The following is a 12,657-nucleotide window of genomic DNA, read 5'->3' on the forward strand; positions in this document are numbered from 1 at the left end:
CGGCGAAGGTCACACCGCCCCGCCCGGTCCGGCGCGGAGCGGGCACGCGAAAGCCCCCGGCGCGGGGCCGGGGGCTTCGGTGGGTGATCAGGCGGTGGCGGCGAGGGCCTCGACCAGGGACGGGGTGACCTGCTCGACCTGCCACGGGCGGGCGCCGTAGCCCGCCAGGGCCTCGGCGACCGTCTCCGGCTCCAGCCGCTGCGGGGGCTCCCAGCACAGCCGGCGGACCGTGTCCGGGGCGATCAGGTTCTCCTGCGGCAGGTTCAGCCCCTCCGCCAGCGCGGAGACGGCGGCGCGGGCCGCCGACAGCCGCGCGGCGGCGGCCGGGTCCTTGTCCGCCCAGGAACGCGGCGGCGGCGGGCCGGCCGGGGTCGCCCCCGGCTGCGGCAGCTCGCTCTCGGGCAGCGCCCGCGCCCGGTCCACCGCGGCCATCCACTGCTCCAGCTGCCGGCGCCCCATCCGCTGTCCGAAGCCGGGCAGCGCGGACAGCGCGGTGGCGTTGGCCGGCAGCGCCAGGGCGGCCTCGACGATCGCCGCGTCCCCCAGTACCTTGCCGGGCGACACGTCGCGCCGCTGGGCGATCCGGTCGCGGGACTCCCACAGCTCCCGTACGACGGCCATCTGCCGACGCCGGCGCACCTTGTGCATGCCGGACGTCCGGCGCCACGGGTCCTTGCGCGGCGGGGCGGGCGGCGCGGAGGCGATCGCCTCGAACTCCTGGTGGGCCCATTCCAGCTTGCCCTGCCGGTCCAGTTCCTTCTCCAGCGCGTCGCGCAGGTCCACCAGCAGCTCCACGTCGAGCGCGGCGTAGCGCAGCCACGGTTCGGGGAGCGGGCGGGTGGACCAGTCGACCGCGGAGTGGCCCTTCTCCAGCACGTAGCCCAGCACGCCCTCGACCATCGCGCCCAGCCCGACCCGGGGGAAGCCGGCCAGCCGGCCCGCCAGCTCGGTGTCGAACAGGGAGGTGGGGGTCATGCCTATTTCACGCAGGCACGGCAGGTCCTGGGTGGCGGCGTGCAGGATCCACTCGGTACCGCTCAGGGCGTCGCCCAGCGCGGACAGGTCGGGGCATCCCACCGGGTCGATCAGCGCCGATCCGGCGCCTTCGCGGCGCAGCTGCACGAGGTAGGCGCGCTGGCCGTAGCGGTATCCGGAGGCGCGTTCCGCGTCCACGGCGACGGGGCCGGTGCCCGCGGCGAAGGCCGCGACCACCCGGGCCAGGGCATCGTCGTCGGCGACCACCGGGGGGATCCCCTCGCGGGGCTCCAGCAAGGGAATCGGCGCCTTGTCGACGTCGTCCGGGGGGCCGCCCCCGGTGGTGGTGCGCAGGTCTGCTGCGGTCTCTTGGGCGTCGGTCACCGCTCAAGGGTATCCGTGGATGTGACGCGCCCGTCGCCGGAACGTTCCGTCGACGGGCGCGGGAGTGGAGCGGGGTGTGGCGCGGACGTTTCCCGGGGGTTCCCCGGGACGTCGCCCAGGAGCCTCCGGGCGGGGTCAGTGGATGATCCCGGTCCGCAGGGCGACGGCGACCATCCCGGCCCGGTCGCCGGTGCCCAGCTTGCGGGCGATCCGGGCGAGGTGGGACTTGACGGTCAGGGCGGACAGGCCCATCGATACGCCGATGGCCTTGTTGGACTGGCCCTCCGCGACGAGGCGCAGGACCTCGACCTCGCGGCCGGAGAGCTCGCGGTAGCCGCCCGGGTGGCTCGGGGCACCCGGGGGGCGGCGGTGCATACGGGCGGCCGCGGCGCCGATGGGGGCGGCGCCGGGACGGGTGGGGAGCCCGATGTTGGTCCGGGTGCCGGTGACGACGTAGCCCTTGACTCCGCCCGCGAGGGCGTTGCGTACGGCGCCGATGTCGTCGGCGGCGGACAGGGCCAGGCCGTTCGGCCAGCCGGCGGCGCGGGTCTCGGAGAGCAGGGTGAGACCGGAACCGTCGGGCAGGTGTACGTCGGCCACGCAGATGTCGCGCGGGCTGCCGACGCGGGGGCGGGCCTCCGCGATGGACGACGCCTCGATCACATCACGTACTCCGAGGGCCCACAGATGACGGGTCACGGTGGAACGGACGCGCGGGTCGGCCACGACGACCATGGCCGTCGGCTTGTTCGGGCGGTAGGCGACCAGGCTTGCGGGCTGCTCGAGAAGAACGGACACCTAGGCCTCCTGGGGGAGTGGCGGGGCGTCCGGCTCGGGGAAGGAAGCCGGTGCGCACCGTGCTGATGGTCACTGACTCCTTCGGCACGTCACCCGCCCGGCTTTAGGGAATGATCACGATTTGGTGAGTAACAATTCGGGCAATTCGGACGCATGATCGATCAAGCGATGATCAGAAGGCCGCAACGGGCGCCCTGTTCTGACACCGGTTCGACGCCGAGGCGGCCGCCGGGAGCCTCGCGTGCGGCCGTACGGCCCTTCCTTACGGGTGGTGCGGGCCGCGCCGCTGTGGCAGGGAGACAACGCCCGTGCCCGAGTCCGTCGGACCCACCGGCGGCAGCCCGGCGATCTGGCACAGCAGCTCGCACCAGGCCGACAGGTGCGCCGCGGTGTCCGGTACCCCGCCCACCCCCTCGCGGGGCGTCCAGGAGGCCCTGATCTCGATCTGGGTGGCGGGACGCCGCTCCGCGAGACCGCCGAAGTAGTGCGAGCTCGCCATGGTCACGGTGCCGCTCGCCTCCCCGTACGTCAGCCCGCGCGCGTCCAGCGCCCCCGTCAGCCAGGACCAGGAGACCTCCGGCAGGAGCGGGTCCGCGGCCATCTCCTGCTCCAGTTCCGCCCGTACGAGCGTCACCAGCCGGAAGGTGCCCTGCCAGGCGTCGTGCCCCGCCGGATCGTGGAGCAGGATCAGCCGGCCGTCGGCCAGGTCGTCCTCGCCGTCGACGACCGCCGCCTCCAGGGCGTAGGCGTGCGGGGCCAGCTTCCGGGGCGGCTTCGTCGGGTCGATCTCGATGCCCGTCCGCAGCCGCGCCTTCCTCAAGCCGTCGACCGCCCGCCGGAACGGGAGCGGGACGGAGCTCTCCTCCGCGCTGTCCATACCGTCAGCGCCATCTGAAAATCGTCCCTGAGCCGCAGCCATGCGGGGAAGACTAGGCGGAACGAGCGCCCGTGCGGCGCAGGGACACCCGCACCGGGCCGGGCACTTCTTCATACGTGCGAAGATTCGGGTCGTGAGCGCCATTGACCGCCCGACGGGCCAGCCGAGTCAGACGTACGATTCCGCCTTCCTGAAGGCGTGCCGGCGCGAGCCGGTGCCGCACACCCCGGTGTGGTTCATGCGGCAGGCCGGGCGCTCCCTCCCCGAGTACCGCAAGGTGCGCGAGGGCACGGCCATGCTGGAGTCCTGCATGCGCCCCGACCTGGTCACCGAGATCACGCTCCAGCCGGTGCGGCGCCACGGCGTGGACGCGGCGATCTTCTTCTCCGACATCGTGGTGCCGCTCAAGGCCATCGGCGTCGACCTGGACATCAAGCCGGGCGTGGGCCCGGTCGTCGCCCAGCCGATCCGCCGCCGCGAGGACCTCGCACAGCTGCGCGACCTCACCCCCGAGGACGTCTCGTACGTCACCGAGGCGATCGGCATGCTCACGGGTGAACTCGGCTCCACGCCGTTGATCGGGTTCGCCGGCGCGCCTTTCACCCTCGCGAGCTACCTGGTCGAGGGCGGCCCGTCGAAGAACCACGAGCACACCAAGGCCCTGATGTACGGGGACCCGCAGCTCTGGGCGGACCTGCTGGACCGGCTGGCGGAGATCACCGCCTCGTTCCTCAAGGTCCAGATCGAGGCCGGGGCCTCCGCGGTCCAGCTCTTCGACTCCTGGGTCGGCGCGCTGGCCCCGGCGGACTACCGCCGCTCGGTGATGCCCGCTTCGGCGAAGGTCCTGCAGTCCGTCGCCTCGTACGGAGTCCCGCGCATCCACTTCGGCGTGGGCACGGGCGAGCTGCTCGGCCTGATGGGCGAGGCCGGGGCGGACGTCGTGGGCGTCGACTACCGGGTCGCGCTCGACGAGGCCGCCCGCCGGGTCGGCCCCGGCAAGGCGCTCCAGGGCAACCTGGACCCGGCGGTGCTGTTCTCCACCGAGGACGCGGTGCGGGGCAAGGCGGACGAGGTCCTCGCGGCCGCGGCCGGCCTGGAGGGTCACGTCTTCAACCTCGGCCACGGCGTCCTGCCGACCACGGACCCCGACGCCCTGACCCGCCTCGTGGACTACGTCCACACCCGCACGCAGCGCTAGGGCGCGTTTCGAAAGTCCCGCCTGCCCCGCGACGCCCGGCACGCACGCTCGCCGCGTTGTCGGGATCGCCCGCGTACGGCCCGGTACGAGGGCGACCCTCCGCCTTGCGATCGCACGCACCGGACGCCGCGGGGCCCGCCCTTCGGGCGGCCGGCGCTACTTTCGAAACACGCCCTAGAGGGGTCCGGGCGGGCGGAGGGACCGCTGCACGGAGCCGGCCCCGCCCTTCCTCCGTTCACCGGGCTCCGCCCGGACCCGGTCCTCAAACGCCGGACGGGCTGGAAAGACCGGCCCGCCGGCGTTTGAGGCGCCGGCCCCGCAGGGCCGCCTACGCGTCCGCCGCCCGCACCGCGCTGACCGCGCGGCGGGCCGCCACCAGGATCGGGTCCCACACGGGTGAGAACGGCGGGGCGTAGCCCAGGTCCAGCGACACCACCTGCTCCACCGTCATACCGGCCGTCAAGGCCACCGCCGCGATGTCCACCCGCTTAGCGGACCCGGCGCCGCCGACGATCTGCACCCCGAGCAGCCGCCCCGTCCGCCGCTCCGCCAGCATCTTGACCGTCGTCTTCGCCGCGCCCGGGTAGTAGCCCGCCGTCGTGGTCGACTCGATCGTCGCCGTCACGAAGCGCAGCCCCGCCGCCAGCGCGTCCTTCTCGCGCAGCCCCGTCCGCGCGATCTCCAGCTCGCACACCTTGCTCACCGCCGTGCCCACCACGCCCGGGAACGTCGCGTAGCCGCCGCCGACGCCCGCGCCGATCACCTGGCCGTGCTTGTTGGCGTGCGTGCCCAGCGGGATGTGCCGGTTGCGGCCCGCCACCAGGTCCAGGACCTCCACGCAGTCGCCGCCCGACCAGATGTCCTCGTGGCCCCGGACCCGCATCGACAGGTCCGTCAGCAGCCCGCCCGACTCGCCGAGCGGCAGCCCCGCCGCCCGGGCCAGGGCGGTACGGGGCTCGACGCCGATGCCCAGCACGACCACGTCCGCCGGGTACTCGTCACCCGCCGCCGTGGCCACCGCCACGGCCCGGCCCTCCTCGTCCGTGAGGATCTTCGTCACCTCGGCCCCGGCCACCGTACGGATGCCCATGCGGTTCATCGCACCGTGCACCAGCGCGCCCATGTCCGGGTCCAGGGTGGCCATCGGCTGCTCGCCGCGGTGCAGCACCGTCACCTCGAAGCCGCGCCCCACCAGCGCCTCCGCCATCTCCACGCCGATGTAACCCGCGCCGACCACGACCGCCCTGCGGCCCCGCGTCCGCTCCAGGGTGTCCATCAGGCGCTGCCCGTCGTCCAGGGTCTGCACCCCGTGCACCCGGTGCGCGCCGATGCCGGGCAGCCGCGGGCGGACCGGGCGGGCGCCCGTCGCCAGCACGAGCTTGTCGTACCCGGTCCAGTCCTCGGCGCCCGATTCGAGGTCCCGGGCGCGCACCCGCCGCCCCGCGAGGTCGAGCTCCACGACCTCGGTGCGCATGCGCAGGTCGATGTCGCGAGCCCGGTGCTCCTCGGGGGTCCGGGCGATCAACTCGTCCCGCTCCGCGACCCGTCCACCGATCCAGTACGGGATGCCGCACGCCGAGTACGAGGTGAAGTGCCCGCGCTCGAAGGCGGTGATCGCGAGCTCCTCCGGACCCTTCAACCGCCGGGCCTGGGAAGCGGCGGCCATCCCCGCCGCATCGCCGCCGACCACCACCAGCCGTTCCGCTGCCATCGTCCGCACCGTCCTCCGCCTGCGCCACCGTCACGTGCAGGACACGCTACGGGCGAACGGCCGAATGCGTGTTCCGTTCCCGTTCCCGGCCCCCTCCCGGCCGCTGCCGGCGACGAGGACCCGGGCCCGGCCGCGTTGATCGGTCTGAGACGATGTGTCCATGCACGAAGCGGACATGCGTACGGACCGGCCGGCCACCTCCGGCCACGTCGTCGTCATCGGCGGCGGCATCGCCGGCCTGGCGGCCGCCCACCGGCTGCTCGGCGACGGGGTCCGCGTCACGCTCCTGGAGGCCGGCCCGCGCCTCGGCGGCAAGCTGCACGCCGGCGAACTGGCCGGTGTCCCCGTCGACCTCGGCGCGGAATCCATGCTCGCCCGCCGCCCCGAAGCCGTGGCCCTGACCCGGGCCGTGGGGCTCGGCGACGCGCTCCGGTCGCCCGCCACCGCCACCGCGCACTTGTGGACCCGCGGCGCGCTACGGCCCATGCCGCACGGCCATGTCATGGGCGTCCCGGGCGACTTGGACCCCCTCGCCGCCTCCGGCGTGCTCTCCGCCGAGGGCCTGGCCCGGATCGAGGCCGAGCCGACGCTGCCGCCCGCCGAGATCGGTGAGGACGTCGCCGTCGGCGAGTACGTCGCAGCGCGCCTCGGCCGCGAGGTGGTCGACCGGCTCGTGGAACCGCTGCTCGGCGGGGTCTACGCGGGCGACGCCTACCGGATCTCGATGCGGGCCGCCGTGCCGCAGCTCTACGAGGCCGCCCGTACGCACGCGCTGCTGGGCGAGGGCGTACGGGAACTGCGGCGCCGGGCGGAGGCACTGCCCCAGGCGGGCGGTCCGGTCTTCGCCGGGATCGAGGGCGGCGTCGGGCGGCTCCCGCTCGCGGTGGCCGAGGCCTGCCGGGCCGCCGGAGCGGACTTGCACACCGGTCGTCCCGTGCGAGAGGTCATCCGTACGCCCGAAGGCTGGCGCGTGGTCGCCGGATCCGAGGTCATAGAGGCCGACGGCGTGGTCCTGGCCACCCCGGCCGGACCCGCCGCCCGGCTGCTCGACGCGCTCGCGCCCACGGCCGCCGCGGAGCTGCGCGCCGTCGAGTACGCCTCGGTGGCACTGGTGACCATGGCCTTCCGGCGCTCCGAACTGCCGACCGCGATCACCGACGGCGGGGCCAGCGGGTTCCTCGTACCGCCCGTCGACGGCCGCACCATCAAGGCCTCCACCTTCTCCAGCAACAAGTGGGCCTGGTCGGGCGCCGATCCGGACCTCTTCCTGCTGCGCACGTCCGTGGGCCGCCACGGCGACGAGGCCGCGTTGGGGCACGAGGACGCCGAGCTGGTCGAGGTCTCCCTCGGCGACCTCGGCGAGGCCGTGGGCCTCGCGGCCCGCCCGGTCGCCTCCACCGTCACCCGCTGGGACGGCGGCCTGCCCCAGTACCCCGTCGGCCACCTCGCCCGCGTCGCCCGCATCCGCGCCGCCGTCGCCGCCCTGCCGGGCTTCGCGGTGTGCGGCGCGCTCTACGACGGCGTGGGGATCCCGGCGTGCGTCGCGAGCGCGGGCAAGGCCGCCGACGTGGTGCTCGGCGCGCTCGGGGGCACGTTCGGCACCCCTGGCACAGACCACTGATCAGCACACGGGACAATAGGCACATGACTGCACCAGAGAAGATTCCCAACGCGGGGAAGAAGGCGAAGGACCTGAACGAGGTCATTCGCTACACCCTGTGGTCCGTCTTCAAGCTGAAGGACGTTCTCCCGGAGGACCGCACCGGCTTCGCCGACGAGGTCCAGGAACTCTTCGATCAGCTGGCCGCCAAGGACATCACCGTCCGCGGCACCTATGACGTCTCCGGCCTGCGCGCCGACGCTGACATCATGATCTGGTGGCACGCGGAGACGGCGGACGAGCTGCAGACCGCTTACAACCTCTTCCGCCGCACCAAGCTGGGCCGCTCCCTGGAGCCGGTCTGGTCGAACATGGCCCTGCACCGCCCGGCCGAGTTCAACAAGTCCCACATCCCGGCGTTCCTGGCCGACGAGAACCCGCGCGACTACGTCAGCGTGTACCCCTTCGTGCGCTCGTACGACTGGTACCTGCTGCCCGACGACGACCGCCGCCGCATGCTCGCCGACCACGGCAAGATGGCCCGCGGCTACCCCGACGTGCGGGCCAACACCGTCGCCTCGTTCTCGCTCGGCGACTACGAGTGGCTGCTGGCCTTCGAGGCCGACGAACTGTGGCGCATCGTCGACCTCATGCGCCACCTGCGCGCCTCCGAGGCCCGTATGCACGTCCGTGAAGAGGTGCCCTTCTACACCGGACGCCGCAAGTCCGTCGCCGATCTGGTGGCCGGGCTCGCCTGATACCTCCCCTGGGGGGAAGGACCGGAGGAGTCCGCTCCACGACAGGAGCGGCCATCCGGTGATCGGGAGGCCCCGCCCCCGAATCGACGCAGCCGGAGATCCCGCCCGGAAGTTCAGACGACCGGCGGCAGCAGCGCCCTGGGAGCATTCCCCCGGGTGCCGGCCGCCCGCTCGTCCAGCGACACCGGTGCGGGCTCCGGATGCGGCGCACACGTGGCACGCCACCTCGGGGTGCCACCCGTCAGCAAGTACCGCTCCACCTGACGGTCGACGCAGGCGTTGCGACCGCCGGCCACCCCGTGGTGGCCCGCCCCCGCCTCCGTGACCAGCGCGGCCGACGGGCCGAGGCGCCGTTGGAGCTCCAGCGCGCCCGGATAGGGCGTCGCCCCGTCCCGCTCCGCCGCCACGATCAGGGTGCGGGGGAGCGCCGGCAACCCGGCTCCGACGTCCACGGGCCGCTGCCGCTCGCGCACCGGCCAGGACGCGCAGGGCAGGTTGAGGAACGCGTTGGCCCAGGTCTCGAACGGCGCCCGGCGCGCCACCTCGGAGTTGTCCCGGTCCCACGTCTCCCAGTCGGCCGGCCAGGGGGCGTCGTTGCACAGCACCGCCGTGTAGACGGCCGTCGCGTTCTCGGCGGCGGCGGCGCGCTCCGGGTCCGGTGCGGCCTGCTCCGTCAGCGGGCCCGGGTCGCCGCGCAGGTAGGCGGCCAGTGCCCGGGCCCGGTCCGGCCAGACGTCGTCGTAGTACGCGGTCTGGAGGAAGGCGGCGTGGAGTTCGCCCGTCCCGACCACGCCGCCCGCGGGGCTACGGGCCAGTGCGTCCCGGACGCGTTCGTAGGCGCCGAGGACGGCTTCCGGGGTGGCGCCGAGGCCGTACGTGGTGTGGTGGCGGGCGGCCCAGGCGCGGAAGTCGTACCAGCGGCGTTCGAAGCCGGGGCCCTGGTCGAGGTTGTTCCGGTACCAGACGCGGTCCGGGTCGGGGTCGACGGCCGAGTCGAAGACCATCCGGCGCAGGTGGCCCGGGTAGAGGGTGGCGTAGACGGCCCCCAGGTAGGTGCCGTACGAGGCGCCCAGGAAGTTCAGCTTCGCCTCGCCGAGCGCGGCGCGGAGCACGTACAGGTCCCGGACGTTGTTCAGGGTCGTGTAGTACGGCAGGGCGGAGCCGGCCCGGCGGGCGCAGCCGAGGGCGTAGGCCCGGGCGGCAGCGGCCCGTTGCCCCTTGTACGCGGGGGAGGGGTCGGCCGGGACGGCCTGGGTGGGTGCTTTCGCGCGGGCGGCCGGGTCCTGGCAGGACAGCGGGTCGGAGCGGCCGACCCCGCGGGGGGCGTACCCGACGAGGTCGTAGGCGGCGGCGAGGTGCTCCCAGGCGGGCAGGGCGCCGTAGAGCGGGAAGGCCATCCCGGAGGCGCCGGGGCCGCCCGGGTTGTAGAGGAGGGCGCCCTGGCGGGCCGCTCCGCCGCGGCCGGTGGCCGGGGCCCGGCTGACGGTGAGGGAGATCCGGGGGCCGTCGGGGCGGGCGTAGTCGAGCGGGACGCGCAACGTCGCGCAGCGGACGGGGTCCGGCAGTGCCTCGGCGTCGGGGCAGGGCCCGAAGTGGAGCGGCGGCGGGTTGCGGGCGACGAGTTCGGCCCCGGCGGCCTCGGCGTCCCCATCGGCCGCCCGGGCCGGGACGGGACCGGCCAGGGCGAGGGAGAGGACCGCCGCGGCGATCGCGCGGCGTGCGGGCTTCCTGCGCATGGGCGGCCCTCTCCTCTCATCGGGTGGTCCGATCAGATGCCTCCCGGGCGTCGCTGTACAGCACCCCGCCCCGGGTGTCGCCCCGGCTCCGCCCTTTTGACGTACCGCGCCCGACCTGACGGGTGGTCAGGAACTGCTGGAGCAACTGGAGCCGGAGGAGGACGAGCAGCTGGAACCGGAGGAGGACGAGCAGCTGGAACCCGAGGAGGACGAGCAGCTGGAACCCGAGGAGGACGAGCAGCCGGAGCCCGAGGAGCCGGAGCAGCCGGAGCCCGTGGAGCAGCTGGAACCGGAGGAGCCGCAGCCGGAACCGGCGCTCCCGCACGAGGAGCCCGCGCCCCCGCCATCGGCCGCCGCGCACCACACCAGCGGCGCGAACGGGGCGGCCGAATCGGACGAGCCGGAGTCGCCGGCCCGCCGCGCACCCGACTGCGCCGCGGCCAGGCGGCTCCCGCGGGCGGCCGGCACCAGCTGCTGGCGCAGGTACGGGTCCCGCAGACCGCGCAGCCCGAACAGAGCCGTCTGGACGCGCGGGCTCCGGTCGCCCGCGTACCGGGCCCGCATCGCGTCGAGCGCCTCCCGCCCAGCCGGCGTGATCCGCCGCCGGGCCCGTCGGGCGCCGGTGACGCCGCACCCGATCCCGACCAGGAGAACGGGCAACACCTTGAACACGAAAGGCACTTGGAACCCGTGCTCCGGCGCCCACACCACGAAGGTGAGCACCACGGACACCGGCACCATCAGCGCGCACACCACCGCCTGGGCCCGCCCCCAGCGACGCCGCCCGCGCCCCGACCCCGGCACCGTGATCAGCCCGCGATCGGCCAGGGCGTCCCCGGTCTCCTGCACGGCCGGGTCGACCATGGCCGCGTACCGCACCTGGTACAGCCATCCCGACGGAGCCTGCCGCAGGGCCTGGAGCACGGCGCGCTCGCCGACGTCGGCGGCCCGCACCCCGGGCCGGGCGTACACGATGCCGGGTCCGCCGACCACCAGCCGGCCGTCGCAGAGCAGGGAGACGAGCGCACTGTCCACGACCGTCCCCGGCCCGCCCGCCAGGAACGCGGCCTCGGACAGGTCGTGCAGGTACGCCGCCGAGCCGGACGCCGCCGAGCGCCGGCCGCGCCCGCCGGACAGGAGCAGCACGCTCGAGGCCGTCACGGCGAGCCAGAGCGCCACGGCGAACGCGTTCACGCCGCCTTCCCCACGAGCGCCCGCGCCCAGCGCGTGAGCCGGCCCGGCGGCCGCGCCCCGGCCCGCTCCCGCCACCAGGCGGTGAGACGGCGGCGGGCGGCCGGGTCGGCCGGGAGGTTCCGGATCAGCAGGTGCTCGGCGAAGTCCAGGGCGTCCCGCCGGTACCCGCCGGTCATGGGGCGGCCGCGGGCGTAGCCGAGGAACGCGGTGCGGTACGCGTCCCCGCCGCCCAGGATCGCGGGCAACTCCGGCGCCAGCTTCGCCACCACCGAAGCACGCTTGGCGGCCAGCGCCCGGGCCTGGACCCGGATCCGCTGCCGGTCGAAGCCCTCCGGTACGGGAGTGCCCGCGACGAGCGCCGACAGCAGGGCGGCCTGCTGGAGCCCGAGCCGGGTCCGGGCACCGTCCAGTCCGCCCCCGCTCCCGCCCGCGCCGTCGCCCGCGCCCACCTCGGCCCCGGGCGGCTCGTTCCCGGGCGGCTCGTTCCCGTCCGGCGCGGCCGCTGTGGCTGTGGCCCGCGGGGCCTTCCGGGCGGGCTCGTCGGGACCGGCGGCCAGTACCCCCCGGATGGCCCGGAGTTCGTTTTCCAGCTCGCCCTCCGGCGGGAAGTCGTCGTCCCGCTCCAGCAGGACCCCGGCCGGCTCCACCCGCGCCCGCAGCTGCGCCAGCACGTCCAGCACCACCCCCGGCACGGGGTGCGCGTGCGTGTCGTGCCACACCCCGCCGCGCTGCACGCCCCCGGCGACGTGCACGTACGCCAACGCCTCCAGGGGGATCGCGTCCAGCACCGCCGCCGGGTCCTCGCCCCGGTTCACCCGGTTGGTGTGCAGGTTCGCCACGTCGATGAGCAGCCGCACCCCGGTCCGCTCCACCAGCTCCGTCAGGAACCGCGCCTCCGTCAGCTCGTCCCCGGGCCACGGGAACAGTGCGGCGATGTTCTCCAGCGCCAGCGGCACGGGCAGCGCGTCCTGCGCGATCCGGACGTTCTCGCAGAGCACGTCCAGCGCCTCGCGGGTGCGCGGCACCGGCAGCAGGTGCCCGGCCTCCAGCACCGGCGAGGAGGTGCGTACGTACGCGATGTGCTCGGTGACCAGCGGCGCCCCCAGCGCCGACGCCCGCTCCCCGAGCGCGGCCAGCTTCCCGGCGTCCGGGCGGTCGGCGCCGCCGAGGCCCAGGGAGACCCCGTGGGGCACGACGCGGACGCCGCGCTCCAGCAGCCGCGTCAGCGGGGCCGGCAGATGGCCGGGGCAGATGTTCTCCGCCACCACCTCGACCCAGTCCAGGCCCGGCAGCCGTTCCACCGCTTCCGCGATCTCCGGCCGCCAGCCGATGCCCACCCCCAGGTGTGTCACGGGCTTCATGTCCCCCCGCCCCCCTTCCATCGGTCCGTAGGCCGATGTGATGGCCCCGGGGGAGCCGCGTCAAC

General features: G+C 74.8%; 10 protein-coding genes. 3 read left to right on the forward strand and 7 right to left on the reverse strand.

Annotation, left to right across the window (positions count from 1 at the left end; genetic code table 11):
* Positions 1–87: 87 nt before the first annotated feature.
* The 3 genes from IE207_RS29455 to IE207_RS29465 all read right to left on the reverse strand — a co-directional run bounded on the left by IE207_RS29455 (position 88) and on the right by IE207_RS29465 (position 3,076).
* Positions 88–1,359 (reverse strand): ribonuclease D, encoded by a 1,272-nt coding sequence (locus IE207_RS29455; RefSeq protein WP_190187373.1) that lies wholly within the window; start codon positions 1,357–1,359, stop codon positions 88–90.
* 135 nt (positions 1,360–1,494) lie between these two features.
* A complete protein-coding gene (locus IE207_RS29460) occupies positions 1,495–2,157 on the reverse strand; it encodes a helix-turn-helix transcriptional regulator (RefSeq protein WP_007267191.1) in 663 nt (220 codons plus the stop codon).
* Positions 2,158–2,419: 262 nt separating this feature from the next.
* The gene (locus IE207_RS29465; protein ID WP_190187374.1) at positions 2,420–3,076 is read right to left on the reverse strand and encodes a DUF3000 domain-containing protein; all 657 of its coding nucleotides are present in this window, start codon (positions 3,074–3,076) and stop codon (positions 2,420–2,422) included.
* A 91-nt stretch (positions 3,077–3,167) separates the two neighbouring features.
* Between IE207_RS29465 and hemE the strand changes: the two genes are divergently transcribed.
* Complete coding sequence (gene hemE, locus IE207_RS29470) at positions 3,168–4,232, forward strand: uroporphyrinogen decarboxylase (RefSeq protein WP_190187375.1); 1,065 nt, start codon at positions 3,168–3,170, stop codon at positions 4,230–4,232.
* 328 nt (positions 4,233–4,560) lie between these two features.
* On the opposite strand, the gene IE207_RS29475 is transcribed toward hemE, so the two are convergent.
* A complete protein-coding gene (locus IE207_RS29475; RefSeq protein WP_190187376.1) occupies positions 4,561–5,943 on the reverse strand; it encodes an FAD-dependent oxidoreductase in 1,383 nt (460 codons plus the stop codon).
* 160 nt (positions 5,944–6,103) lie between these two features.
* On the opposite strand from IE207_RS29475, the gene hemG reads away from it, so the two are divergent.
* Entirely contained in the window at positions 6,104–7,564 is a 1,461-nt protein-coding gene (gene hemG / locus IE207_RS29480; protein ID WP_229874129.1) for a protoporphyrinogen oxidase, read from the forward strand.
* A 23-nt stretch (positions 7,565–7,587) separates the two neighbouring features.
* Entirely contained in the window at positions 7,588–8,301 is a 714-nt protein-coding gene (gene hemQ, locus IE207_RS29485) for a hydrogen peroxide-dependent heme synthase (protein WP_190187377.1), read from the forward strand.
* A 113-nt stretch (positions 8,302–8,414) separates the two neighbouring features.
* Here hemQ and IE207_RS29490 read toward each other — a convergent pair whose 3' ends face one another.
* The 3 genes from IE207_RS29490 to IE207_RS29500 form a co-directional block, all read right to left on the reverse strand.
* Positions 8,415–10,037, reverse strand: a complete 1,623-nt coding sequence (locus IE207_RS29490) for an alpha/beta fold hydrolase (protein ID WP_190187378.1) — start codon at positions 10,035–10,037, stop codon at positions 8,415–8,417.
* A 126-nt stretch (positions 10,038–10,163) separates the two neighbouring features.
* Positions 10,164–11,231 carry a TIGR04222 domain-containing membrane protein gene (locus IE207_RS29495; protein WP_190187379.1) on the reverse strand — a complete coding sequence of 356 codons (1,068 nt, stop codon included), beginning with the start codon at positions 11,229–11,231 and terminating at the stop codon, positions 10,164–10,166.
* Positions 11,228–12,592 carry an MbnB/TglH/ChrH family RiPP precursor modification enzyme gene (locus IE207_RS29500; protein ID WP_190187380.1) on the reverse strand — a complete coding sequence of 455 codons (1,365 nt, stop codon included), beginning with the start codon at positions 12,590–12,592 and terminating at the stop codon, positions 11,228–11,230. Before IE207_RS29500 ends, IE207_RS29495 begins: the two co-directional genes overlap by 4 nt.
* Positions 12,593–12,657 lie beyond the last annotated feature (65 nt).

Origin of the sequence: Streptomyces cirratus (assembly GCF_014650775.1) — a bacterium.
Classification (GTDB): Bacteria; Actinomycetota; Actinomycetes; order Streptomycetales; family Streptomycetaceae; genus Streptomyces; species Streptomyces cirratus.